This window comes from Alistipes sp. Marseille-P5061 (genome assembly GCF_900290115.1).
Taxonomy (GTDB): Bacteria; Bacteroidota; Bacteroidia; order Bacteroidales; family Rikenellaceae; genus Alistipes; species Alistipes excrementigallinarum.
Genome location: NZ_LT985748.1, coordinates 908,652 through 934,519, shown reverse-complemented (window position 1 = coordinate 934,519; position 25,868 = coordinate 908,652). Strand labels below are relative to the sequence as shown.

Annotated in this window: 20 protein-coding genes, 1 tRNA gene, 1 CRISPR repeat array and 1 riboswitch; of the genes, 9 read left to right on the top strand and 12 right to left on the bottom strand. The window is 59.7% G+C overall.

What is annotated here, in order from left to right:
* Positions 1-64 precede the first annotated feature (64 nt).
* Positions 65-1,273 carry a site-specific integrase gene (locus C8267_RS03725; protein ID WP_106633668.1) on the bottom strand — a complete coding sequence of 403 codons (1,209 nt, stop codon included), beginning with the start codon at positions 1,271-1,273 and terminating at the stop codon, positions 65-67.
* Between the two features lie 154 nt (positions 1,274-1,427).
* Positions 1,428-1,499, bottom strand: a tRNA-Thr gene (locus C8267_RS03720).
* A 342-nt stretch (positions 1,500-1,841) separates the two neighbouring features.
* Here C8267_RS03720 and C8267_RS03715 point away from each other — a divergent pair.
* From C8267_RS03715 to C8267_RS03695, 5 genes are all read left to right on the top strand, one after another.
* Positions 1,842-2,789: an NAD-dependent epimerase/dehydratase family protein gene (locus C8267_RS03715; RefSeq protein WP_106633667.1), complete on the top strand. Its 948-nt coding sequence runs from the start codon at positions 1,842-1,844 to the stop codon at positions 2,787-2,789.
* The gene (locus C8267_RS03710; RefSeq protein ID WP_087362690.1) at positions 2,789-3,154 is read left to right on the top strand and encodes a cupin domain-containing protein; all 366 of its coding nucleotides are present in this window, start codon (positions 2,789-2,791) and stop codon (positions 3,152-3,154) included. Before C8267_RS03715 ends, C8267_RS03710 begins: the two co-directional genes overlap by 1 nt.
* 198 nt (positions 3,155-3,352) lie before the next feature.
* Positions 3,353-4,429 (top strand): alpha/beta hydrolase, encoded by a 1,077-nt coding sequence (locus C8267_RS03705; protein ID WP_106633666.1) that lies wholly within the window; start codon positions 3,353-3,355, stop codon positions 4,427-4,429.
* A 491-nt stretch (positions 4,430-4,920) separates the two neighbouring features.
* Positions 4,921-6,405: a Do family serine endopeptidase gene (locus C8267_RS03700; protein WP_106633665.1), complete on the top strand. Its 1,485-nt coding sequence runs from the start codon at positions 4,921-4,923 to the stop codon at positions 6,403-6,405.
* 54 nt (positions 6,406-6,459) lie between these two features.
* Positions 6,460-7,320, top strand: coding sequence for a sigma-70 family RNA polymerase sigma factor (locus C8267_RS03695; RefSeq protein ID WP_022307628.1), 861 nt, complete (start codon positions 6,460-6,462; stop codon positions 7,318-7,320).
* 159 nt (positions 7,321-7,479) lie between these two features.
* Here C8267_RS03695 and ung read toward each other — a convergent pair whose 3' ends face one another.
* Positions 7,480-8,142, bottom strand: a complete 663-nt coding sequence (gene ung / locus C8267_RS03690; protein ID WP_106633664.1) for a uracil-DNA glycosylase — start codon at positions 8,140-8,142, stop codon at positions 7,480-7,482.
* Between the two features lie 150 nt (positions 8,143-8,292).
* Positions 8,293-8,514, top strand: a riboswitch (cobalamin riboswitch).
* Between the two features lie 188 nt (positions 8,515-8,702).
* On the opposite strand from ung, the gene C8267_RS03685 reads away from it, so the two are divergent.
* On the top strand, positions 8,703-10,187 hold the full coding sequence (locus C8267_RS03685; protein ID WP_106633663.1) for a hypothetical protein: 1,485 nt from the start codon (positions 8,703-8,705) through the stop codon (positions 10,185-10,187).
* Between the two features lie 150 nt (positions 10,188-10,337).
* Positions 10,338-11,447: an alkaline phosphatase gene (locus C8267_RS03680; protein ID WP_087362685.1), complete on the top strand. Its 1,110-nt coding sequence runs from the start codon at positions 10,338-10,340 to the stop codon at positions 11,445-11,447.
* Positions 11,448-11,637: 190 nt separating this feature from the next.
* On the opposite strand, the gene C8267_RS03675 is transcribed toward C8267_RS03680, so the two are convergent.
* The 7 genes from C8267_RS03675 to C8267_RS03645 form a co-directional block, all read right to left on the bottom strand.
* Entirely contained in the window at positions 11,638-13,965 is a 2,328-nt protein-coding gene (locus tag C8267_RS03675; RefSeq protein ID WP_106633662.1) for a M56 family metallopeptidase, read from the bottom strand.
* 57 nt (positions 13,966-14,022) lie between these two features.
* Positions 14,023-14,415, bottom strand: coding sequence for a BlaI/MecI/CopY family transcriptional regulator (locus tag C8267_RS03670; protein WP_106633661.1), 393 nt, complete (start codon positions 14,413-14,415; stop codon positions 14,023-14,025).
* Positions 14,416-15,157: 742 nt separating this feature from the next.
* On the bottom strand, positions 15,158-15,904 hold the full coding sequence (gene trmB, locus C8267_RS03665) for a tRNA (guanosine(46)-N7)-methyltransferase TrmB (RefSeq protein WP_087362682.1): 747 nt from the start codon (positions 15,902-15,904) through the stop codon (positions 15,158-15,160).
* A gap of 15 nt (positions 15,905-15,919) precedes the next feature.
* Positions 15,920-16,507, bottom strand: a complete 588-nt coding sequence (locus C8267_RS03660; RefSeq protein WP_158699691.1) for a hypothetical protein — start codon at positions 16,505-16,507, stop codon at positions 15,920-15,922.
* Positions 16,508-16,567: 60 nt separating this feature from the next.
* The gene (gene ricT / locus C8267_RS03655; protein ID WP_106633659.1) at positions 16,568-18,130 is read right to left on the bottom strand and encodes a PSP1 domain-containing protein; all 1,563 of its coding nucleotides are present in this window, start codon (positions 18,128-18,130) and stop codon (positions 16,568-16,570) included.
* 41 nt (positions 18,131-18,171) lie between these two features.
* The gene (locus C8267_RS03650; protein WP_087362679.1) at positions 18,172-19,530 is read right to left on the bottom strand and encodes an MATE family efflux transporter; all 1,359 of its coding nucleotides are present in this window, start codon (positions 19,528-19,530) and stop codon (positions 18,172-18,174) included.
* A 176-nt stretch (positions 19,531-19,706) separates the two neighbouring features.
* Complete coding sequence (locus tag C8267_RS03645; protein WP_158699690.1) at positions 19,707-21,707, bottom strand: PL29 family lyase N-terminal domain-containing protein; 2,001 nt, start codon at positions 21,705-21,707, stop codon at positions 19,707-19,709.
* Between the two features lie 141 nt (positions 21,708-21,848).
* Here C8267_RS03645 and C8267_RS03640 point away from each other — a divergent pair, with 141 nt between their 5' ends.
* Both C8267_RS03640 and C8267_RS03635 read left to right on the top strand, forming a co-directional pair.
* Positions 21,849-22,436, top strand: coding sequence for a Crp/Fnr family transcriptional regulator (locus C8267_RS03640; RefSeq protein ID WP_087362677.1), 588 nt, complete (start codon positions 21,849-21,851; stop codon positions 22,434-22,436).
* 713 nt (positions 22,437-23,149) lie between these two features.
* Positions 23,150-23,746: direct repeats of the CRISPR family, unit length 35 nt; unit sequence GTCTCAATACCGCCGAAGCAGTAGAATTTAGATTC.
* A 174-nt stretch (positions 23,747-23,920) separates the two neighbouring features.
* Complete coding sequence (locus tag C8267_RS03635) at positions 23,921-24,400, top strand: phosphoglycerate mutase family protein (RefSeq protein ID WP_106633656.1); 480 nt, start codon at positions 23,921-23,923, stop codon at positions 24,398-24,400.
* Between the two features lie 418 nt (positions 24,401-24,818).
* Here the strand turns inward: C8267_RS03635 and C8267_RS10860 are convergent, their stop codons facing one another.
* Both C8267_RS10860 and C8267_RS10855 read right to left on the bottom strand, forming a co-directional pair.
* Entirely contained in the window at positions 24,819-25,481 is a 663-nt protein-coding gene (locus C8267_RS10860) for a CRISPR-associated endonuclease Cas6 (RefSeq protein WP_158699689.1), read from the bottom strand.
* 19 nt (positions 25,482-25,500) lie between these two features.
* Positions 25,501-25,866, bottom strand: a complete 366-nt coding sequence (locus C8267_RS10855; protein ID WP_158699688.1) for a CRISPR-associated protein — start codon at positions 25,864-25,866, stop codon at positions 25,501-25,503.
* Positions 25,867-25,868: the final 2 nt, after the last annotated feature.

The following is a 25,868-nucleotide window of genomic DNA, read 5'->3' as shown; positions in this document are numbered from 1 at the left end:
AAACGCCGCATATCATCAGAAGAAAGGAGGTCGGTTACCAACAGGGTCGCCGACCTCCCGATTCTTACAGCAGATGCCGCATGGCTTCGTCGATTTGCGCGTTCTCGAATGAATCGAGGTAGATTTGCGTGGTCGAGAGGTCGGAGTGTCCTAACGATTCGGAAATCAAGGCTACGCTTACTCCTGACCGTTTCAGGACGGTGGCGTATGTGTGGCGGGCAACGTAGGTTGTCAAGTTCGTTGCCAGTCCCAGCCGTTTGCTCCACTCTTTCAACTCTCGGTTTATATGAATCAGAACCTTATGCACCCTATTGTGAATCTGCTGTTCGGTACGATGCACATGACGATCAAGAATAGGAAAGATATAGTCCTCCTGCATAGCATCCGAACGGGTGTACTTGGCAATAATCTCCTTTGCCTGCGGATGCAATCGACAAGTCATCGTTTTTCCTGTCTTATGACGGCGATAGAAAATCCGATCCTCTTCCATATCGACGTAGCGTAAGGTGGCAATATCCTTGAAATTGATTCCAGCCGAAAAGTAAGAAAACAAGAATATATCCCTTGCAAAATTGGTATAGGGAGACCTCGTTACGGGTAATTCTGCCTGCATCAATCGTTGTATATCCTCTTTATGAATGGCTCGTTTACGTGTCTGCGTCCAATGCTTTCCTACTTTATAGAGCACGAATGGATTCTCCTTGCAAAGGAAAATATTGTCAGCAACGGCCTTATTGTAAACGGCTTTCAGTACACTGAATTTCGTGGCTATCGAGTTGGATTGGTTGCCCTCTCCACGCAGGAATGTTTCGAAATTGCCCAGCAGGTTGGGAGTAATCTCCTCGAATCGTAATTTGGAGGGATGGAACTTAACGAGCGAGGTACGGGTCGCCGTATATTTAATGGCCGTATTGATTTTCCCCGCTTGTTTCATGGCTGCAATCTGTCGTTCGAAATAGCCGTCCACCAGTTGCGGAGTGCATTTTGCGGTCTGGTCAAATAGGTTGGTAAAATCAACCTCCATGTCCAATGCCTCCAACCGCTGGATTTTCTTTCGGTAAGTCGCTAATGTACTGTCTATCTGGCTTTGCAGTGCAGCACGGTCGGGGCAGTCTGCCGTTATCATTTCAGCATCCTTATCCCAATAATGAGGCTCTATCGATAGCCCCATAGCAACAAATTTCGTGGTTCGGTCGTGGGTAAATCGAAGCATCAACGGGGATTGACCTTGCTTGTTGATTTTACCTGTCCGTAAAACAACTTTGATTTTCATTTACTTGCGTGTTGCGCAAGTAATCGAGAGTAGCAGATTTAGGGTACAACAATGGGTACAACATTTGCGCGCGGAAGCCCCTTTCCAGCCCCTTTTCCTTCGCAAAACGGCACAAAAAAAGAGGTTGCAATTGATGCAACCTCTTGATTTTTAGAGCTGTTGACGAGGCTTGAACTCGTGACCTCTTCCTTACCAAGGAAGTGCTCTACCACTGAGCTACAACAGCATTCTTCTTTAAGAGTGGTGCAAAAGTATATAAGAATTTTGAAACGGCCAAATAAAAACGCCTTTTTTCGCGATAAATTTTTAGAGCGGGCCGCCCGGCAGGCCTTCCCGGATGGCGCGGAGTGGCTGGAGGACGGCCTCGGCGCAGCCTCCGGCCGGCACCGGGCGTTCGGGGCGGCGGACGGTGCTCAGGCCGTCCTCGGCCGTGCCGGAGCGCTCCCTTGCGAGGCGGGGCGCACTCGTCGTGCGGGAATTTTTTCGGTTTGCGTGAAAAAGTTGCGAAAAAAGTGTCGATTTTCATATTCTTTCGCTAACTTTACTTCCAAACCATAATCTCAAACAGATGAAACGAATCCTGATAGTAGGCGCCGGCGGCCAGATTGGTTCCGAACTGACGGTCTACCTGCGTAACATTTACGGCGGCTCCAACGTGGTCGCAACCGACATGCGCGAGTGCAAGACTCTGGGTGAAACCGGCCCCTTCGAAGTGCTCAACGCCCTCGACGCTACGGCCATGGCCTCCGTGGTGGCCCGTTATCACGTCGATACGATTTTCAACCTCGTGGCGCTGCTCTCGGCCGTTGGCGAGCGGAATCCCCAGATGGCGTGGAACGTCAACATGGGGGCGCTGAACAACTCGCTCGAGGTGGCGCGCCAGCACCACTGCGCCCTCTTTACTCCGAGCTCCATCGGCGCCTTCGGCCCCACCTCGCCCAAGGACAAGACGCCGCAGGATACCATCATGCAGCCGACGACCATCTACGGCGTCTGCAAGGTGACCGGCGAGCTGCTGAGCAACTACTACCACCACAAGTTCGGGGTCGACACCCGTTCGGTGCGCTTCCCGGGCATCATCTCCAACGTGACGCTGCCGGGCGGCGGCACGACCGACTACGCCGTGGAGATTTACTACGAGGCCATCAAGTCGGGTCACTTCACCTGCCCCGTTCCGGGCGACGTCTATATGGACATGATTTACATGCCCGATGCGTTGCGCGCCTGCGTCGAGCTGATGGAGGCCGACCCCTCGAAGCTCGTCCACCGCAACAGCTTCAACCTCGCCTCGATGAGCTTCACGCCCGAAATCATCTATGCCGAAATCCGCAAGCGTCTGCCCGACTTCCGCATGGATTACGACATCGACCCTGTGAAGAAGGAGATTGCCGAGAGCTGGCCCAATTCGCTCGACGACACCTGCGCCCGCGAAGAGTGGGGTTGGAAGCCCGAGTGGGACCTCTCGCGCATGACCGACGACATGCTGGAGCACATCCGGCGCAAGATGGGCAAGTGATGGAGCGGCCGAAGGAGGGGGTCCGGGCCACGTGTGTGGCCGACTCCTCCGTCAGTTGGGACGGGGCGCCGCTGCCCGACTATCCGACGGGGCGGCCCCGCGTGACGGTGGTCCACTACGAGGTGGCGCCGCACGCCCGTCTGGCGCTGCACCGCCATCCGGTCATCAATGCCGGCATGGTGCTGCGCGGCGAGCTGACGGTGGTGGCCGACGACGGCCGCGAGCGGAGCTTCCGCGCCGGCGAAGGGGTCATCGAGATGGTGGGGCGGCTCCACTACGGCGAAAACCGCGGTGAGGAGCCCGTCGAGCTGGTGATGGTCTACGCCGGGAGCGACGGTCTGCCGCTCTCGGAGCCGGCCGAATGATTCATACGCATGTGCGGAGGGCTCTCCTCGGCCGTGGGCCGAAGAGGGCCCTCCCTGCTCCGTGGCCGTCGGGGCCCGCATCCCGGAGCGCCCCTTCGGAGCCGTTCCGGCGCGGATTTTGAGCCGGACAGAACGGCTACCCATGCCCCGTTCGGAGGGGACGGCCCTGAGCAAACCCAATAGGGACAATACGCAACGATGAAACGATTCTGGAAATACCTTGCAGCCATTCTGCTGCTGCTTGTCGCCGCCTCGGTGGGCGGAGGCCTCTACCTGCTCTCCTATGCCCTGAAGCCCGACGCGGTGATGGCCGCCAAGAACGCCTCGGCCCGCGAGTACATCCGCACGGAATATCCTGCCGTCGTTCCCTGGCTCGACAGCCTCGAGCAGACCGGAGCGCTGCGCGACACCACCATCCGCGGCCGGGAGGGGGAACGCCTCCATGCGCTCTACGCCGCCGCACCCCGGCCGACCGACCGCACGGCCGTGATTGTCCACGGATATACCGACTGCGCCGAGCGGATGCTCATGGTCGGCTACCTCTACAACCACGACCTGGGCTTCAACATCCTGCTGCCCGACCTCTACTACCACGGCCGCAGCGAGGGACGGGCCATCCGCATGGGGTGGCTCGACCGGCTGGACGTGCTGCGTTGGATGGAGGTGGCCGATTCGCTCTTCGGCGGTCATACGCAGATGGTCGTCCACGGCATCTCGATGGGGGCTGCTACGACGATGATGCTCTCGGGTGAGGAGCAGCGCCCCTACGTCAAGTGCTTTGTCGAGGATTGCGGCTATACGAGCGTCTGGGAGCAGTTTGCCAAGGAGCTTGGCGAGCGCTTCTCGCTGCCGACCTTCCCTCTGCTCAACGTGGCCGATGCGCTCTGCCGGGTGAAGTACGGCTGGAGCTTCCGCGAGGCCTCGGCGCTCGAGCAGGTGAAGCGCTGCCGGCTGCCGATGCTCTTCATCCACGGCGATGCCGACGACTTCGTCCCCACCGGTATGGTCTACCCGCTCTTCGAGGCTAAGCCGGGTGAGAAGAAGTTGTGGGTGGTCCCCGGCGCCGCCCATGCCATGTCTTACCACGACAACCCCGACGAGTATACGCGCCGCGTGGCCGCCTTCGTCGGCCGCTATATCGACGGGGTGCCCCGGTTTGAGGCTCCGGCCGCGGCGGACGACCTGGCAGCCGGGCATGAAGCAACTGCTGCCGAGGACACCCCGGCCGCCCCGGCATCTGGACAAGCGCCCGCTGCAGCCGCCTCCGGCCGTTGATTCCCGGCCGGCTTGCTCTCTCCGCGCTCGGCTCTGCAGCTATCCCGGCCGTTTTTCCTCTCCGCAGCCGTCTTTGCAGCCGTCCCGCAGACCGAGACCTCCTTTTCACCTCCGATGACGCACCGTGTGCCCCGCAGTCCGATTCGTATGGCTGCGGGGCGCTTTTTATAGGTCGCACGGCGCCTTGCGCCCCGCTGTGCCGGAACTTTGTCGGTCGTGCTTCGGGGGTTGAGGTGTTCCGTTCGGACGCCCGGCGGAGCGGAGCCGGTCCCGCCGCCGGGCGGCGTGCATCTTTGGGACGGTTGTTGGAGCGGGTGCCTGGGAAGACGCCCCGGCCGAACGAACGTCGTGCCGCCGGAGGTCGTTCCGACGTTTTTCTTGCCCTTCGGCATAATAAGCGGTCGACGGGTTGCGTTTGTCCAGCAAAAACAAGGATGAGCCTATGATGCAAAAAGACTTCGAATAGAATGAAACCAAAGTTTTTGCATGTTATGAAAAAGGTATTTTTTTATCTGGGAATCATTGCCGTGGCCGCCGCTGCCGGCGGAACCACGGCCTGGGTGCTCGGCCGCAACATGGAACCGGGCGTGACCTATATCAACCACGAGGTGGAGCGCACGCCGGCGCTCGGCACCCACTTCACGTCGTACGAATCGGAGCGCTATCCCGACCTGACCTATGCGGCGGAGAATGCCGTCAAGGCAGTGGTCAACATCGAGGCGGTACAGGAGGTCGAGGTGCGCGGCGGCAGCTTCGGCTATGACCCCTTCCTCGAATTCTTCGGCATCCCGCAGCGGGGCTTCAACCGCGGCGGCGAACCGCAGAAGCAGGAGCGCCGTGCTGGCGGCTCGGGCGTGATTATCTCGCCCGACGGCTACATCGTGACCAACAACCACGTCATCGAGGATGCCACCAAACTGCGCGTGAAGCTCAACGACGGCCGCGTCTTCGATGCCAAAATCATCGGCTCGGACCCGACGACCGACGTGGCGCTCATCAAGGTCGAGGGCAAGGACCTTCCGACGCTCCCCTTCGGCAGCTCCGACGCGCTGCGTCTGGGCGAATGGGTGCTGGCCATCGGCTCGCCCTACAACCTGCAGTCGACCATCACGGCCGGCATCGTGAGTGCCAAGGCGCGTCAGCTGGGCGTCATCCCGAGCGAGTTCAGCATCGAATCCTTCATCCAGACCGATGCGGCGGTCAACCCCGGCAACTCGGGCGGTGCGCTGGTCAACACGCACGGTGAGCTGGTGGGCATCAATACGCTCATCCAGTCGCAGACGGGCAGCTACGTGGGCTATTCGTTCGCCGTGCCCGAATCGATTGTCCGCAAGGTGGTCATGGACCTCAAGGAGTACGGCGTCGTGCAGCGCGCCATGCTGGGTATCACGTTCCGTCCGGTCGACCAGGCCTTCCTCGACAGTGAGGGCAAGGAGCTGGGCATCGACGAGCTGGGCGGCGTCTACGTGGCGAGCGTGCTCGACGGCGGTGCCGCCTCCGAAGCGGGCATCCGCAAGGGCGACATCATCCTCGACATCGACGGTGTGAAGCTCGAGCAGGCCTCGACGCTCCAGGAGCAGGTTGCCAAGCATCGTCCCAACGATAAGGTCAAATTATCGGTAAAAAGAGACGGCAAGGTGAAACAAATGGAGGTCACTCTGCGTAATAAGGCTGGTAAAACGGAATTATTGACCCGGGAAGATGTCGATGTGGTCGAGATTCTGGGTGGCAAGTTCGCCGATGCAGGCTCGAAGCTGTGCCGTGAGTTGGATATCCGCGGCGGCGTTCAGGTGGTGAGCATCAAGGCGGACGGAATTCTGGCCCGTGCCCGTGTACGCGAAGGATTCGTCATCACCCACATCAACGACCATCAGGTTCTGTCGCTTGCCGACCTGCAGCGCATGACCGAGAAGGTTCGTTCCATCGACGGCATCTACCCCAACGGCCGCGCAGCCAGCTACGTCCTGGTGGAGTAGCTCCCTGATGCGGGCGGGATATGGAAACTTAATTGAGAGGAGAAATAGAGAAACATGCGTCAGTTAAAAATCACGAAATCCATCACCAACCGTGAGAGTGCCTCACTGGACAAGTATCTTCAGGAGATTGGCAAGGAGGAGCTCATCACGGTCGAGGAAGAGGTGGAACTCGCCCAGCGAATCAAGAAGGGAGACCAGGAGGCGCTCGAGAAGTTGACGAAGGCCAATCTGCGCTTCGTCGTGTCGGTCGCCAAACAATACCAGAATCAGGGCCTCAGCCTGCCGGACCTGATTAACGAGGGCAACCTCGGACTTATCAAGGCGGCCGAGAAGTTCGATGAAACGCGCGGCTTCAAGTTCATCTCGTATGCCGTGTGGTGGATTCGCCAGTCGATTCTCCAGGCTCTGGCCGAGCAGTCGCGCATCGTGCGTCTGCCGCTCAACCAGGTGGGGTCGCTCAACAAAATCAACAAGGCCTTCGCCCGTTTCGAGCAGGAGCACGAACGTACGCCGTCGCCCGAAGAGCTGGCCTCGGAGCTGGAGCTCCCGAAGGAGAAGGTGACCGACACGCTGCGTGTGGCGGGCCGCCACGTCTCGGTCGACGCCCCGTTTGCCGACGGTGAGGACAACTCGCTGCTCGACGTGCTGGTGAACCCCGATTCGCCCAACGCCGACCGCGGGCTCATCAACGAGTCGCTTGCAACGGAGGTGGACCGTGCGCTGGAGACGCTTACCGAGCGCGAGCGCGACATCATCAAGTACTTCTTCGGCATCGGCTGCTCGGAGATGACGCTCGAGGAGATTGGCGAGAAGTTCGACCTCACGCGCGAGCGTGTGCGCCAAATCAAGGAGAAGGCGATTCGCCGCCTGCGCCACTCGTCGCGCTCGAAGCTGCTGAAGTCCTATCTGGGATAACGTTTGAGAGGCAGGGCCTGCCTGCCGCCACATAAGAGAAGGGCCGCTCCCCGTCGGGGAAGCGGCCTTTTTTTATGCCCGGTCGGAAGCGGGCCTGTTTTTCGTAGGAGCCGGCGATTTTTGCATTCGGTCGGGAGCGGCCGCGCGTCGGGGAGGCGACTACCAGACAATCGGCTCCTTGCCCTGGCTGACGAGGTATTCGTTGGCGCGCGAGAAGTGGTGGCAGCCGAAGAAACCGCGGTAGACCGAAAGCGGCGAGGGGTGTACGGCCTTCAGAATACAGTTGCGCGTGGGGTCGGCAATGGCCCCCTTGCGCTGCGCGTAGCTGCCCCAGAGCATGTAGACGATGCCCTGCCGGCGCTCGTTGATGGCCTTCACGACGGCGTCGGTGAAGGTCTCCCAGCCGTGGCCCGCATGCGAGGCGGCCTCGTGCTCGCGTACGGTGAGCACCGAGTTGAGCAGCAGCACCCCCTGCTCGGCCCAGCGGTCAAGGTTGCCGCTCGAGGGGTAGGGCGCCCCCGTGTCGTCGCTCACCTCCTTGAAGATGTTCTGCAGCGAAGGGGGGAAGGGGACGCCGTCGCCCACCGAGAAGCAGAGCCCGTTGGCCTGCCCCGGACCGTGGTAGGGGTCCTGCCCGATGATGACCACCTTGAGCCGCTCGAAGGGGCACTTGTCGAAGGCGCGGAAGATGTTGCTGCCGCGCGGATAGATGCGTCGCGAGGCGTACTCCTCGCGCACGAAGCGGGTCAGCTCGGCGAAATAGGGCTTCTTGAACTCGGGTTCGAGGATGGCTTTCCAATCGGGGGCGATTCTTACATCCATGATGTCTCTCCTGTTTTTGCGGAGTAAAAGTAGTAAAAAAGCGCCACTTTTCCGCCTTCCGCGTCGGCAATCGCCCCGGCGGTTGTCCGTTTGGGCGCCGAAAGTGGGCCGAATGGCCGGCTGCGCTTGCATACGCCGGCGCTTTGTCTATCTTTGTCCCCGCACGTCGGTTTCCCGGCCCCGTTGCGGCGGCCGGGAATGAAAAGGGAATACCGTGCGAATCGGTAACAATTCCCGTTGCTGTGTGCTCCGGCCCTGCTGCTTCGAAGCTGCGGGGCATCGGCCGACCTCTTTGTGCCACTGGCTCCGCGGAGTCGGGAAGGCGTCGGTCGTGGAGCGAGTCAGAAGACCTGCCGCCGTGCCTGTGCGAATTGTGCTTCTACGGTGAATGGAAGGATTCTGCGGCTGCCGACTTACCCCCCCCCTTCAGTCTCGATGGTCAGCCCGTTTGCAGGTTCGTCCCTGCGGTGCTCCGCCTGGTCGGAGTGCCGGGAGGTGTTGTTCCATGCCCGTGCGGAGCGTGATGACGGACCATTTCGTTCAACCTAAAATTGATATGTATGAAGAAAACGGGTTTCATGGTGTCGTGTCTGCTGCTTCTGTGCGGCTGCCACGACCGAAAGGAGGGAGGCGTCGAACCTCCCGTACGTCAGCTGGAGGTGGCCTTTGCCGACGCCTCCGAGGTCGAATTTGCGCCGGGTGAGCAGCGCAGCATCCCCTTCACGGTCCGCAGCACGGAGTTCGCGGGGCTGGAGTTCGCGGCGGCGGCCGCGGGCGAGGATGCCTCCCAGTGGAAGCTCTCCGTCGAGCAGGGGAAGGCCGAGGCCGCATCCATGCCGTGCGTGCTGAAGGCGCAGGCCCCCGAGAAGGAGGTGAAGACGCGCCTTACGGTGACGGTGACCGCTCCGGAGGGGCTGCGCCGCGAGGCCTCGATTGCGGTGCGCGTGGTCGAACCGGCCGTGCCCGACCCGGAACCGGAGCCCGACCCGGGTCCCGCGGCCGAGGAGCTCAGTGCTGCGGGGCGCGCCAACTGCTACATCATTTCGGCGGCGGGCCGCTACATGTTCGACGCCACGGTGTGCGGCAACGGCTCGGGCGACGGGGCCTCCATCGCGCTCACCGACGACATGCGTGCCGACTGGCTCTGGGCCACGACGGGCGTCGAGGTGACGCTCGGCGAGGTGCGGCTCGATGCGGCTCGCGGGAGAATCTACCTCACGGTCGAGCCTTTCGTGGCGGGCAATGCGCTGGTGGTGCTGACCGACGCGCAGGGGGCCATCCTCTGGAGCTGGCACCTCTGGTTCACCGAACAGCCCGCGACGGTCACCTACGCCAACGGCCGCGTGATGCAGGACCGCAACTTGGGGGCCACCTCCGCCACGCCCGGCGAGACGACCGCCTACGGCCTCTACTACCAGTGGGGGCGCAAGGAGCCCTTCTGCGGGGGCGTGACGACCGAGAGCTCGGCCGAGAGCATGGCGCAGGCCCGGGCGGGTACCACGGTCAACCCCGCCTTTGCCGAGGCGCACGCCTGGCAGCAGGCCTCCGGTGCCGAGTTCTCGACACTCGAGTATGCCGCGGCGCACCCCATGACCTTCCTCTCGAACAAGGGGACGACGGGCACCTACGACTGGCTGGCCTCGCCGCGTGACGACCTGTGGGGCACGCAGAAGAGCATCTACGACCCCTGTCCTCCGGGCTACCGCGTTCCCGACCGCGATACGTGGGGCGACTTTGCCGACGAGGCGGACCGCTACATCGAGGGGGTGAGCACGTGGGACGGCACGCTCTACGGCATGACCTATACGCACGAGGGGACGAAGGACTGGTACCCCGCGCAGGGCTACCGCAACCGCGACCGGGGCAATCTCGTGGGGCTCGCCACGACGCGCACGGGTCACTACTGGTCGAACTACCGCTCGGGACGGACCATCTCGCACTTCTACATCTCCAAGCGGCTCAGTACGGGCAAGCTGCTCCAGCCCCAGTCGACCGACAAGTCCGACGCCGCCTACGGCTACAACGTCCGCTGCCAGCGCGAGTAGGCGCCGGCGGCCGGACCGATGGGCGGGGCAAATCTGGCTGTGACGGAGCCGGTCGGGAGCGGCTGCGGTGTTACGATGCGATGACGTTGCGGTGAAACCTGCCTTCGGGCGGTGCACCTTCGCGGAAAAAGGGCTATCTTTGTACCTGTTATGAAGAAGACTGCGACAATCCTGCTTGTCTGGACGCTGAGCCTCCTTGCGTGGGGCGGTGTCCGGGCCGCGAACCCCGAGGGCGAGGTCCGCAACCTGATTTTCATGGTGGGCGACGGCATGGGTCTGGCCCATGTCTCGATGCTGATGGTCGAGAACGGCTACGCGCCGACCTCGTTCGACCGCGCACAAAGCGTGGGGCTGGTCTGCACGCGCTCGGCCAACAACCGCGTGACCGACTCGGCCGCCGCGGCGACGGCGCTTGCAACGGGCCACAAGACCGGCAACGGAACCATCGGCCAGTCGCTCGATGGCGAGCGCTACGAGTCGCTCATGATGCGCGCCGAGAAGGCCGGTCTGCGGAGCGGCATCGTGGTGAGCTGCTACCTGCAGCACGCCACGCCGGCGGCCTTCTACGCCCATGTGGCCCGGCGGGGTGATGTCGATACGATTACCCGCGATTTGTTGGCGAGCGGCGTCGACGTGCTCTTCGGGGGCGGCCGCAAGTGGCTTGCGGAGGAGTGCTCCGACGGAGGCACCTATTTCGACGCCTTCCGCCGACGCGGGTATACGGTGGTCGACCGGTTTGAGCAGACCGACACGCTCCACAGCGGACGAGTCCTGGGGGCCTTTGCCGAGAAGCACCTCGAGGCGGCGCCCCGGCGCGGCGACTACCTTCCGCGGGCGACGCGCAAGGCGCTCGAGCTGCTCACGGCCGACGATTCATTGCACCGCGGCTGGATGCTGCTTGTCGAGGGGTCGCTCATCGACATGGCGGCCCACGACAACGATGCCGAACGCCTTCTGGCCGAGATGCGCGACTTCAACGCCGCCGTTGGTGAGGCGATGGACTATGCCGATGCACACCCCGGAACGCTCGTGGTGGTCGTAGCCGACCACGAGACGGGCGGGCTGTCGATTCCGGCCAACGACGAGGACTTCACGCAGGCCGAAAACGGTCTGCAGTACAACTTCGGCTCGAAAAGCCATACCGGAACGCTCGTGCCGGTATACTTCTACGGCACGGGGGCCGGGCGCCTGGGCGGTGTGATGGACAACACGCAGCTCTCGCAGCGTCTGGCTCGGCTGCTCGGCCTGCCGCAGAACTGATGCTGCGCTCCGGAGCGGTCGGCGCCTCTGCCGCACCTCTTCCCGGCCGCATATTGACCCCTTCCCGCCCCGGATGGAGCGGAACGACAAAAAAGAGGGTGCCCGCTGAACCAGGTCGGGCGCCCTCTTCCGCTTGATGGTCGGATATGTTCTCTCTGTCCGCTTCTTCCCGGGTCCCTTCAGACTCGGGCTATTCGGTCGGTAAAACGGTGATGTTTCCTTGGACTGTTGCGGTGGAGTTGTCGGTCTTTTTCTCTTCGATGGAAAAATCGACCACCAGTACCTTCTTTACGAGGACGATTTTGCCTTTGTGGCGGCCGGGCGTCCAGCGGGGCGAGTTCTTGAGCGCACGTTTCACCTCTTCATACAGCGATATGTCGGCAATCTTGAGGGGCCGGACGTTTGAGACCGAACCGTCGCGCTCGATTACGCACGTGCAGATGATGCGCCCTTCGATTCGCTTCCTGAGCGCTTCAGCCGGGTAGCGTATCTGTGTCTGGAGCCACTGGGAAAAGGCATGTGGGTTTCCATCCCGGAAGAGGGGCATCGTATCGACTTTCAGATATGGGATGTCTTCGATTGGTGGTATCACGTCATCTTCTCCATCGAGGACAATGGGAGTCACAATTGAGATTGGGGGAAGCTTGAAATCCACCGGGACGACCAGCTTCACGCGGACCGTTTTGCCCTTCTGCATGCCGGGGGTCCAGCGGGGTGAGGTTGCAAGCACGCGCCGCACCTCGTCGGTGAGCAGCCGGTCGGGTGACTGCAGTGCCGTGATGTTGGAGACCGAGCCGTCGCGCTCGACGACGAACGAGCAGACGACGCGTCCCTCGATTTGCTGTTCGATGGCCTTGGCCGGGTAGCGCACCTGAGTCTGGAGCCATTGGCGGAACTTTCCGAGGTCACCGCCCTCGAACGAAGGCATCGTTTCACCCCCGGGGAAGGGGAAGCCCTCTGTCTCCCGGGCCATCTCCCGAATGTTTTGGGTCCTTATATCCACTACGCCGAAGCGTCCCCGTTCCTCGCCGTAATTATCCACGGCTATCTCGGCCGGAATGATGGTCAAATTATAGATGTTTGTCGGAATGTCGTTGGAGTCGGTTTCGATGCCGTCGACCAGGTAGAGCGGTGTTCCCGCCACGCCATTCTTGTCACAAAAGTCGGTGGACCGAATACCTTTGGCCTGTTTGGGCTGTCGGGCCTCGTTGTCCGTATCGCCGGCGCTTTTGTCGAGTATGACAGACTGCGAGAAGCGCTCCTCGCGGGGAACTTTGACCAGTCGGGTCTCATAGCCCGTGCGGGAGACCTCGAGCAGGTGCCCCTGCGGTACGGTCAGTTCGACCACCCCCTTTTTGTCGGTGACCGCACTCAGCGTGGAGCCCTTGACGCGAACAATCACCCCCGAGGCGTCCCGTTTCGTCGTGGCGTGTTTCCCGTTCCGAGTAAAGTCCCTCAAGGCGACTACAAGGTGTACGCGGCAGCCCTTGTCCGAGGGCCAGACCTCCGGCGTGGCAGCTGCGGGCTGCTGCAGGTTCATTTCGGTGGTGACGGCGGGAGTCTCGGCCGTGGCAGCAGGTGTTGCAGCCGGTGTAGTTGCGGCGAGTGCGGCCGGTTCGGCGGTCTCGGCCGGCAGAATGACTGCGGCTCGTGAGGTGAAGGCAAAGGCGCAGAGCAGTCCGATGATGAAGGGCAGTGTGGCCGCAAGTCGGAGCCGTGCATGACGGCTCGGGGTCTTCGAAGTCATCATTTTGAGTCGTTTTTTGGTTAATGAACTGCGCAGCCCGTTGGCTATTTCCGGACTATAACCGAAAAGCTGCATGAAGAGGGTATCTATGTAGCTGTTGAGTGCATATCCCGATGCGAGCACGTCGCTGTCGGCCTCGTACTCCTCGACCTCGACCAGCCGCCGTGCGGCGAGCCAGACGAAGGGGTTCCACCACAGCGCCGCCTTGAGGAGCTCCATGGCGAGCCGCTCCAGCGAGTGTCGGCGGCGGATGTGGCTCGCCTCGTGCAGCAGCACCGCCTCCAGCTCGCGGGGCGGGAGCTGCTCCCAGACGTAGACCCTGCCGAAGAGGGAGAACGCGGCGCACTGCTGCCGCGTGCGGACGAGTGTCATGCTGCCCGTGCGGGTGACTGCGGCGCCGTGGCCGAGCTGCCGGATGCGCCACAGCTGGGCGGCGGCGGCTCCGAGCACCGCGGCCGCACCTGCGGCGTAGAGCCATGTGAGGAGCTCCCCGGCCGTGATGCGTTCCGCCTCGACCACCGTTGCAGGCATCGCCTCGGCAGGGACGGGGAGCCCGCTCTGCGGAGCGGGCGCTGCCGTGAGGTAAATCACCTCGCCCGGATAGAGGGGAATCCGCAGCAGCGGGATGACGGCGGCGAGCAGCGGCAGGGCAAGCAGCCAGCCGCGGCACCAGCCGAAGGCGACGCGGCGGTCGAGCAGCAGGCGGTAGCAGGCGTAGAGTACGCCGCCGCAGGCGAGCGATTCGAGGAGGTAGGTCGTCAGCTCCTTCATGGTTTGTCCGTTTTTGAGGTTGGTTGACTGAGTGCGGGGAGTCGGCGGCTCCGGGCGCTATTTGCGGATGGAGTGCATGATTTCGAGAATCTCCTCCATCTCCTTGATTGAAATCTGTTCGTGCTGCGAGAAGAAGGAGACCATCTGAGCCAGCGAGCCGTTGAAGTAGGAGCCCAGCATCGACTGCATGACGTTTCGGGCGTAGGACTCCTTGGCCACGAGCGGGTGGTAGCGGTGGCTCTTGCCCTCGGCCGTGTGGCCGACAAAGCCCTTGTTCTCCAGAATCTTGAGGAACGTGGCCACGGTCGTGTACTTGGGGTGCGGCTCCCGGGTGCAGGCAATCACCTCGTTGACCGTCGCCTCGCCCAGCTGCCAGAGTATCTGCATGATTTCCTCCTCGCCGCGCGTGAGCGACTGGGCGGGGGTGCTGTTGTTCGTCTTTGTATCCATGGTTTTTCTACGTTTTTTATGGTTTGTGAGCTCTCGGACGGAGCTGCTGTTCGTCGGGTTCAGGCTCCTTCCTGCCCGCTTTTCGGGGTGGGGCGGTTGCGTTGAGGCCTTCCGTTTGCCGGGGTGGTGCTGGTTGCCATCCGTCCTTTCTGCTTCTGACGTCGGTACGGGTTGTTTTTCCCGCCCCTCTGTCCGATGCGCCACCGTGTCGCGCTTTCTGCACTTTCTCACGCTGCGACGGGTTGCTTCTTCCGCCCCTTCGTTCGGTGCGCTGGGGGCTTATCTTTCTCTGCTGTGTTCTCCCCATGCAAATATTCTACTAATTTTTTAGAAATGCAAATATTTCTTCTAAAATTTTAGTAGACTGAGCGCTTTTATCCGTAGAGAGTGGGTGAAGGGGACGGGCATGGAGGCGGAGGGTTGTTAAGGAGGGAATGTCGAGGCTGTTGGGAGGCTGTTCGGAGGCAGTTCGGTCGCATGAAGGGGCGCGGAGCGGTTCAAGTGGGGTGGTGTGTCGTCGGCCGGTGGATAAGGTGAGGTTGGCGCAGCTTCGAATGAAGGGGTGCAGCTCCGAAGACAGTGACGCGCGGTGGAAGGGCAGTTTGGATGCGGGGTTTGTCAGGCGCTCAGCCCGGGCAAAAAGAGCCCCGGCGGGCGGACTGCCCGTCGGGGTGTGGTATTACGGGATAATGGGGCGGTGCAACAGGCCCTCCGTATGAGAAAGGCGTCCTCCCGAACGGTCTTACCGGCGGCGCTCCTCCTCGTTGTCCTTTTCGAGCTTTTGGTCCTCCTCCCAGTCGAACCAGGGGAAGTCGCGGCGCCCGCCCAGCGAGAAGCGGGTGTAGGTGATGGGGAGCCCCTTCTCGAGAAAGAGCGTCTCGTAGGCCGTCTTGACCGAGAGCGTCTCGTCGGCAAAGCCCGAGCCGTAGATGTCGGGTTCGGAGACTTCGCACGGCAGCGCGAAGCGGCGGATAACCTCGTTCGTGTAGGCGTAGAGGTGTTTCGAGTCGGTCTTGAGGTTGAGCCACCCGTCGGGACGCAGCAGTTGGGCATAGCGCTCGAGGAAGAGCGGCGAGGTGAGGCGTTTCTTGGCCCGGCGTGTCTTGAGCTGCGGGTCGGGGAAGGTAATCCAGATTTCCGAGACCTCCCCCTCGCCGAAGAGGTGGTCGATGAACTCGATGCGCGTGCGCAGGAAGGCGGCATTGGTCATGCCCCGCTCGGTGACCGTCTTGGCGCCGCGCCACATGCGGGCCCCCTTGATGTCGATGCCGATGAAGTTGCGCCCGGGCTCGCGTTCGGCCAGCGCCACGGTGTATTCACCCTTGCCGCAGCCCAGTTCGAGGACGATGGGATGGTCGTTGTGGAAAAAATCGCGCTGCCAGTGCCCCTTGAGCGGATGGTCGCAACGGAATATGTCGTCGAATTCGGGCTGCACAAAGCACTTGAAGGTGAGGTTTTCGCTGAAACGGCGCAGTTTGTCTTTTCCCATGACGGATTGGTCGGTTTATTCTGTTTTTACGATGTTGATGCCCACCGCCTCGATGCCGCGCTGCGGCGTTGCGGGGGCGATGACGAGGCGGTAGCGGCCCGTGTCGGGCAGCACGACCCGGCTCCGGAAGGGAGCCTCGCAGACGCGGCTCCGTGCGGCGGGCAGCTCGCTGCGCTCGGTGCGGAGCACGAAGCGCTCCTCGAAGCGGAGCGAGTCGGGCGAGAGGAGCATCACGCGCAGCGGCAGCGAGTCGGCCTCGAAGCGTTCGTTGCAGCGGATGAAGAGGTGCAGGTCGCGCAGCGTGGTGGTGTCGCTGTTGGTAAACGACAGGAGCGCCGGCCGGCTCCAGTCACGAGCGTCGACATCGACTGCGACGCTCTGCGTGTGGGCCATGCAGCCGCCCGCGGCGGCGCAGACCGTCGTTGCGGCGAGCAGCATCCATCCCCGGCGCATCCCCGTGCGGAGGGCTTTGCCCGCGCATGAGGCGACGCTCCATACGCTCCCTGCAGCCCCCGCATGCTCCGCCGCGCGCATGTTGCTGCGCTGTGCGACGGTCTCAGCCGTGCTGTACGGTCGATTCTCTCTACGGCTCGATGCCTTCATGATTGTTCCTAGCGTTTGCCCGCTCCATGTCCGGTTTTCGTCTGGATGGCGTGCGGGTTATCAGGCTTCCTCCGCCTTGCGGCCCCCTTCGGGGCGGCTCTTCGTGCGGCGCTCGTCGCCTCCGGCGGCTCCGTTCGGACGCGGGCGGTTGTGTCGGCTGCGGTTGCGGTTCTGACGCGGACGGTTGCCCTGAGCCTCTCCCTCCGCACGCTGTTCGGCCGGGGCGGCGGTGCGCTCCTCGCGGTGCTCCTGACTGCCGTTGGCTCCGTTGCCATTGTTTCCATTGCCTCCGTTGTTGCGGCGGCGCGAACGGTCGTTGCGGCCGTGTCCCTTCTCGGCACCGCCGCGCTGCGGCGCTGCGCCGTTCTCAGCCGTCGGACGGGCCTCCTCGGCCGAGCCTTCGGCCTGTTGCGCGGCGGCTCCGTTGCCGTTCTCGCGGCGGCTGCCGTGCTGACCGTTGCGGCCGTTTTCACGGCCGTTTTCGCGGCGGTTGCGGTTGCGGCGGCTGCGGCGTTTGGTGTTGTCGAAGCGCGTGATGCTGTCCTCCTCCGAACGGAACGACGGTTCGTCGGTTTCGGGTTCGAGGTCGCTGTCGTCCTGCAGCTGCTCGGCGCGCTTGCCGGCACGGTTGAGCGCCAGAATCTCCTTCACGCGCGAGACGGGCAGCGTGATGATGTTGGCCATCGAATCCTTGCTGCTGCTGAACGACATCGTTCCAGCCAGAATGTCGCTCTTCACCAGATGGAACTCCCCTTCGTCGGTCAGCAGCGGCTCGCGCAGCCGCGGGAACTCCTTGCGGGCATCGGCATAGGCGTCGTATTCGTACATCAGGCAGCACTTGAGCTTCGAGCACTGTCCGGCGAGCTTCTGGGGGTTGAGCGAGATGTCCTGCGTGCGGGCGGCTCCCGTGGTGACGCTCGAGAAGCTCGACATCCACGAGGCGCAGCACAGCTCGCGGCCGCAAGCGCCCAGACCGCCGATGCGGCCCGCCTCCTGGCGCGCTCCGATTTGCTTCATCTCGATGCGGATGTGGAACCGCTCGGCGAAGACCTTGATGAGCTCGCGGAAGTCGACGCGCTCGTCGGCTATGTAGTAGAAGATGGCCTTGATTTTGTCGCCCTGGTACTCCACGTCGCCGATTTTCATGTTCAGACCCATGTCGGCGGCGATTTGCCGCGAGGCAATCATCGTCTCGTGTTCGAGGGCGATGGCCTCCTGCCAGCGTTCGATGTCGTAGGGCTTAGCCTTGCGGTAGATTTTCTTGTACTCGCCGTTGTAGGGGGTGAATCCCGTGCGGCGCATCTGGCGGGCCACCAGGTCGCCCGTCAGCGAGACGATGCCGATGTCGTGGCCCGGCGAGGCCTCGACGGCGACGATGTCGCCCCGCTTGAGGTCGAGGTGGTTGACGTTCTGGTAGAACGAGCGGCGCGTATTCTTGAAGCGCACCTCCACGATGTCGTTCGGCAGGTTGACGGGATAATCCTCGAGCCACGAGGTTTCGTGGAGCTTGAAGCACCCCTCGCAGGGGAGCGCCTCGCACTCGGAACCGCAATCGCAGAAGCTGCAGCCGCGTCCCATTTCGGGTTTGCAGCAGTTTTTATGGTGGTTTACGGTTTGGTCCATGGTGTAAAATTTCCGTAAAGATACAAAAATTTTCCGATTCCTTACGCGGCCGTGCGCAGGCGGTGAACGCTGCGTCGGATGCGGAGTATCAGCATGAGGGCGGCGGCCGAGAGGCCGAACGAGAAGCCCACGAAGAGGCCCGAGGGCCCCATGCCGAGCGTGAAGCCCAGCAGATAGCCCACCGGCAGGTTGAGCACCCAGTAGGAGACCAGCGCGATGGGCATGATGATGTGCACGTCCTGGATGCCGCGCAGGATGCCCACCGAGACGTTCTGCACACCGTCGGCCAGCTGGTAGAGCGCCGCAAAGAGCATCAGCTCCGAGGCGATGGCGATGACCTCGCTGTTCGAGGTGAAGAGGGTGGGAATCCAGGCGTGGAGGGCGATGAAGCAGAGTGCGGCCAGCGTGTTCCACGCCAGCACGAGGTGGTACGAGGCACGTGCGGCCAGCGTCAGTTCGCCGATGTTGCCCCGCCCGTAGCAGTGCGAGACGCGGATGGTCGTCGCCGCGCCAATCGAGAGGACAATCATGAAGGCGCAGTTGCCCAGCGTCATGGCTATCTGGTTGGCGCTGAGCGCCTCCTTGCCGAACCAGCCCATCATGATGCCCGTGCCGACGAAGGCCGACGATTCGAGGAACATCTGTGAGGCGATGGGCAGTCCCATGCGCAGCAGCGAGCGGATGTCGCGGCGGTTGAGGCTGCGCAGCGAGAAGCCGCGCAGGTAGAGTCGGTAGCGCGGGCGCTTGAGGAAGTAGCCCACCATCAGCAGCGGGGCGATGGCGCGCGAGAGCAGCGTGCCCAGACCGGCGCCTTCGGCCCCCATCTCGGGAAATCCGAGGTTGCCGTAGATGAACAGGGCGTTGAAGCCGATGTTGCAGAGGTTGGTGAAAATCGTCACGGCCATCTCCACGCGCGTGTTGCCGACCCCTTCGAGGAACTGCTTGAAGGCGAAGAAGAGCATCAGGAAGGGCATGCTGTAGACCAGCATGTGGTAGTAGGGGATGGCCATGTCGACCACCTCGACGGGCTGCCCGAGGCGGTAGAGCAGCGGTGTGGCGGCATACTGCAGCGCTCCGACGGCGAAGCCCAGCGTCGTGTAGAAGAGGATGCCGTTGTGGAGCAGCCGGGCCGAACGCTCGCGCTCCCTGCGGGCGTAGAGCTCGCCGACGAGGGGCGTAAGTCCCAGCGCGACCCCCACGGCCGCGATGAAGAGGATGAAGAAGACCGAGCCGCCAAACGATACGGCGGCCAGCGGCGTGGAGTCCTCACCGCCGTAGCGGCCGACCATCAGGTTGTCGGCCACCTGGGTGAGAATCTGTCCCACCTGGGTCAGCACGACGGGGAAGGCCAGCCGCAGGTTAGCACGGTATTGCTCCTTGTATGTTGCGAATCGGTACATGCGTCGTATGGCAGTAGGGCTGCAAAGGTACGAATAATTCTCCCGAAAACCGACCATCCTTCAAGATTCGTTCCTGCCCGCATACGGCAAAGGCCGGACGGGAGCGACTCCCGTCCGGCCTTCGTCACCTCGCGTAGGCCGGTTTCCGCATGTCCGGCCTCTACGATTGTCGCCTCTCAGAGAACCCGGACGCAGCGTACGCTGCAGCCCGAAGCCCGCTTGTTCGAATTGAACATCACGTAGTTGGCGTTGAAGTCGACCATCTTCGAGCTTCCTGCGTCAACGGACGAGGTCCAGTAGTATCCTTCGCGTCCCTGGGGGCCGGGAATGAGGCGGAGGACACCCGAATTGTTGGCCATCTGTCCCGCGGCGGGGAAGAACGAGTGGGCGTTGGTGAAGGTCCAGCCGTTGTTGAACGAACCATCGGAGAGGATGGACGACGAGTCAAATGCTGCAGCGCCCGTTGCGGTGAAGCCCGTGAAGACCTTCAGAGGTGCCACCATGTATCCCTCGGGGCAGGGGTCGTAGATGGTCTTGACGGGGGCCGTCTCGTCGGGGTTGCCCCAGAGGTGGTCGTTGCGGTGGGTGAGCGTCTCGGCATCGTCCGAACCGCCCAGACCGTACCAGTCGAACATGTTGTTGTAGGTGCCCGTGAAGAACATCTCGGGATACTGGATGGCCTCCTGCAGCGTGGCGGCATCCGACGTGGTCGAGGTGGCGTATCCCACCATGGGCTGGTAGTCCGTGTCGGTGTAGACGACCGAACCATCCATGAGTGCGCCTCCGCTGTTGAAGCCTACGTAGGGGTCCTTTCTGCCCCACTGGTACTTGAGGCCGTCGTACGAGGAGAGGCTCCCTTCGGGCTGGGTCCATTCGCCCAGGTTGCGGTCCATGATGGTGAACTGCTCACCCTCGGCGTTGGTACAGGCCACATCCTTCACCTCGCTGTTTGCCCAGATGTGCCAGCTCCAGAGGATGGTGCCCCGCTTGCGCGGATAGGGCTCCGTGACGGGCTCGCCGTCCGTTACGGCGATGACGGCGTTGCCGTTGATGGTTCCCGAGGTGGTGAAGAGCACCTTGCCCTCCTTCGTCAGCTCGACGCTGGCGATGACACCGCCGGCCTCCGAGCCGGTCTCCCACAGCACCATCACATCCTTGGGTTCCAACTTGACGGGGGCATCAAGACCCGCAGTAGCGATGCCGTTGCCCATGACGGTGGCATCGAACTGATAGGTGGTGTTGGGCTGCGTGACGATGTAGCAGTTGGCATAGGCGCCGTTGGCGTTCAGGTCGACGGCATCCGCCACGGGAGCGGCAATCCGGACGCCGATTTCACCGTAGGCGCTCAGACCGGCGGCCGAGAGGGCGATGACCGAAACCTTGCCCTCCGTCTCGGCGAAGGTGTTCTCCTCGACCGGGGCCGTAATCTCGATTTTATCCTCCTTGAAGGCTACCTTCCAGCCGTCGGGCTTGCTGATTTGGGTATTCACGGCGCCCGTCATGGTGTAGTCGACGGCGACGGTCTCGCCGAAGGAGAACTCCAGCGGACCCTCCGTGTCGAATGAGAAGCTCAGCTGCTGGGTGACCGGAAGGTTGACAACGGTGCCGTCCATCAGCTCGATGACCAGCATGCCGTTCTCGAAGCGGACATCCTTGAAGAGGCTCTTCCCGTCTTCGCCCGAGGCTGCGACGCCGGTATCCTCCCACGTCACTCCGCCGTCGGCCGAGATTTCCCACGTTTCGGTCTCGGGGTTGATGCGTACGCGGGGCGCCACGGCAGCGGCCGGAATGCGGTTGCCCTCCTGGTCGGTCAGGAAGACAACGGTGCCTTCGGGGTTCTTGTAGGCCCACCAGTAGTCGCCCTCCTCCTCGACGACGATGATGGCCGGGGACCAGTCGCCCGAACCGCTCATGTCGATGGTGACGGTCGTGCCGTCGGAGAAGGTGATGGTCCATCCGTTTCCGGTCTGCACGGCCGAGTCTACGGTGACCTCCTTCTGGTTGAGTTTTTCGATGATGGTTTTCAATGCGTCAATCTCCTCCTGCATCGACTTTTCCAGTTGGTCAAGCCGCTCCGAAAGTCCGTTTACAGACTTCCAAAGGTCCGAGTCGTCGTAGGAGCAGAAGGTCAGTGAGAGCGTCAGCATTGCCGCCAGCAGGCAGCGCAGCAATTTCATTGGGGCAAGCTGTTTCATAGGTAATATATGTTAAGATGGGTTTCGTATACAAAGTAAATGATTTATACGCAAAAAATCGTTAACCTAAGTTCATGCCTCCAGATTTTGCATTTTCGGCAGATTATGGTTAATATTGCGTGCATGAACAAGGATTTGAAACAACTGGTCAAGGAAGAGTGTAAGTTCATGCCCTCCGACGCCCTTGTGGAGCGCTTTCTCGGGGCGATGGAGGAGATTCAGGTCAAACCGCGCCGCCGCATCATCGATTTCGGAAAAATCTGCACCGACGTGTTCTGCGTCAAGAGCGGCATCGTGCGGCTTTTCCATGTGGACGACGCCAAGGAGTCGACCTTCGGCTTTGCCTCTCCCGGTACGATATTCATGTCGCCGCTCTCGTTTTACCTCGACGCACCGGCCTTTCTGATGGCCGAAACCTGCAAGATACCCGCCACACTGCTGCGGATGAACCGTGCAACCTTCTATTCGTTCATCAACGGCTCGGACGAGTTCGCCCGCTGGATGTTCAGCCTGGCATCGGCCCAAATCTGCATCTGCGAGCGGAAGCTTTCGCTCATCAACGGCTCGGCCATGGAGCGTTATCAGGCCGTGCTGAAGAATCGGCCGGAGATTGTCGAGGCGGTAACCGACCGCGTGCTGGCCTCCTATCTGGAGATTACGCCGCAGCACCTCTGCCGGCTCAAGCAGCAGCTCCGCGACAAGCATTCATAGTCACCCGTTCGCCCCCCTCCGGCGATTCGTCTTTGGCGATTTGCCTCCGGCGATTTGTTCCGGTATTTGTCCGCAACTCTCTGCCCGGCCTGTCTGTCCGCGGCATTTGTTTTCGCCTGCTTATCCGCCTGTCTGCCAGCGACGTTTGTCCGCGCCAGTTCGTCCAAGACTTTTTGTCTGCGGTGTTTGCCTACGCCTGTTTGCCCGCGCCTGTGTCGCTGCCATTATCCGATGTTCGCTGCCCGGGATATTGTTCCGGAGAGTTGCCCTGTGGTGGGGGATTCCGGTTGCTCCGGACTCTTTTTGCCGCCGAGAGCAGTACGGAAAAACAAAAAGACCCGATTTCAAGTTGAAATCGGGTCTTTCGTGTGGTACCACCAGGAATCGAACTATGCGATCAAGTGTCTGTATCTCTTTGAATTGGATTTCGGCAAAAGGGACTGTCTCCCGCGGTTGCTCCACCGAAAAACCGCACCATTTTGCAGGGTTTCACGGGGTCGATTTCCTATTACGTTGCAAAGATAACCTTTTATTTTGAAAAGCAAGCAGATGCCTTCCGATTTTGCTCCGCTTTTTATCGTCCTTTCCGAGTTTATAATGCGATGCAATTCTGATCCTGATTTCAGAGTGGAAGTTAGAATCTCTTGTACGGAACCATAGTATAGTAATAGAAAGAGCCAGAATACATTGATTCTGGCTCTTTCTATTTTCCCATCTCAATACCGCCGAAGCAGTAAAATTTAGATTCGGCAAGTAGCCCGCAAGCTGAAAAGGCTCAATGCGTCTCAATACCGCCGAAGCAGTAGAATTTAGATTCGGCAAGTAGCCCGCAAGCTGAAAAGGCTCAATGCGTCTCAATACCGCCGAAGCAGTAGAATTTAGATTCATATCGCCAATGCCGAGTATGTCGTCTTAGCCAGAAAGTCTCAATACCGCCGAAGCAGTAGAATTTAGATTCATATGAATTTCCGGTAGGTACCCTCATCACTGCGACAGTGTCTCAATACCGCCGAAGCAGTAGAATTTAGATTCGATCTTCTGGCCTTGAGGAGCACTCCGAAAGAAAAGTCTCAATACCGCCGAAGCAGTAGAATTTAGATTCCACTGGGCTATTCTGGAAGAAGTCGGTCGTATGAGTCTCAATACCGCCGAAGCAGTAGAATTTAGATTCTTACCTGCTGCACTCCGCAGCCGAGCGTTCTCAAGTCTCAATACCGCCGAAGCAGTAGAATTTAGATTCATTAGCGAATTTTGTGGTCCGGACCGGCGCTACAAGTCTCAATACCGCCGAAGCAGTAGACTGCGAATAATCCATCCACACGTATCGAATGCCAAAGAACCTCCGACCCGTCTTCCAAATTGGGAATCGTTCCAAAAACAAATATAGGCATAAAAAATCACTCCTGCAACTGTTTTCGTGTGTAAAAGGTTGCATGGGCAGCCAAAAAACCGTATATTTGATATATCCATCCTGACCCTGACCGATGAAACCGCGCCGCATCATCCTGATCCGGCATGGCGAGTGCCATGCGAACAACGACGAAAGCAAATTCGCCACGGAGCCCGACTATACAATCGAACTCACGCCAAAGGGTGTGAAGCAGGCCCGTCAGGCCGGACACGCATTGAAAGAGTTGCTGGGTGACGAATCGGTCTATTTCTACATCTCGCCGTTTTGGCGAACCCGCTCGACCTTTGAGAATATTGTCCGCTCCTTTCCCCGGAGCCACGCTTCAATGCTGTACGACACACCTAAAACACAATCTGCTGGGCCGCGTGTGCAACGACAACAAGGAGGGAAGAGCAGGTCGAGGATCTGGGCAGGTCTTCCGCACGGGAGACTGCAGCTATACGATGAAGAGCCTGGGGAACAATGGCAGGTTCTCTGTGAGAAATGGGGTCACGATTATCGCAGTTTTCGACAACTAGCCGATAATCAGGCATTCAAGGCCAGCTTTACCTAATCTGAATTACGAGGCAAGGATTCAGTTGATGATCTATACGACGAATTGGGTCGTGTGTCTGCAGAAGGACTTTCGATGGGTCATACGCATGCGGGTAGCCATGCTCCTACCTGAGACCGGTTCCACAGATAGATCTGGATCAAAAATTATTCCCTAATTGAAAGTGAAAAAGAAAAGAGAAAAATAAGATCAACACCTGCGGCATGTTAATCTGAATCTAAGAATCACTATATTTGCATACCTAAAAGATCTGAGAGCCCTCCCCTCACACTTTTTGAAACACTAGCAGTTGTAAAAGTTGTTGGATAATTCTACTATGAATTAAAATAATACAAAGGTCTTTGATTCGAAGACTTTTTATGCGGTCTTATATTCGCAATGATTGAAAAAAGCAATATTTGACAACTCAAAATCGTGCTCAACGGCTAAAATGGCGTGATAATATGCCATGATTTATAACATCTTTCCCCAGTCCAATGCCTAACGGGAGCGATAAATTTGTCCGAAAATCAAGAGTCATGGAAATCATTTGACATCCTTTATAAGAATAAGATCCCATAACGATTGACCCTGGTCGAATAGTTACCCAAAAACGATGTTCGATTTGCCAATTAACACCTTTTGCAAATGAAATAATATTACCTGTAAGAATAGCTTCAAGCTCCGCCAACCGTTCTTCTTTGGATTCTAATTCTTGCCAAGTCTGGTAATTTTTCTGATTGAGAGGAATCCAGTGTTTAATATGGTATTCTATAGGCGCATCCAATTCTTTTAGGCAAAATTCTTTAATTCGGACATTTTCAACGCTTAGCGGTCCTCGTTTTATATTGTTCAGAAAAATATGGTCAATTAAAAAGTTGCTGCTAAAAAGAAATTGTATTTGCTCTATACCGTCATTGATACATAGGATTGCGGCCTTACCATTAAGAATTCGATATTGAATGAGGGGGTAGTGGTAAAGGTATCCCTTTTCACTGTGGTTGTGGTATAGCGTATGTTCCTTACCTACAGCTTGAATAATAGCTCCACGGAAGGAATCTAATTCATCATACCGCAAGGGTAAATCGAATTGAATAGTCATTAATCGAAGAGTTGTCATATCAATAATACCGGAATCTAACAAATTGGAATCGTGATATTTTTGCGCCATCAGCTTGATATGATATGATTCTTTCGGTAGTAGACGCAACTACGGAATAACCGGATTGTAATAAACGTCCTACTAAATGGAAACAGAATACATGCTCTCCGGTGACATGAAAGACCGTATCGGGACCATATTTAAGAGCTTCGATTTGGCATTGGTTGAAAAAATCTTCAACCATAGGAAGTAGCTCCTCTCGGGATAATTCAGGATTGATTGAAGGGAAAGCAATATCCTTGATAGCTCCCCAATGCTTAATAGCATTCTGTTTTTGTACCTTTCCCCATTGCTCATGGGGATGATTGGATACATTGATTAGCATAT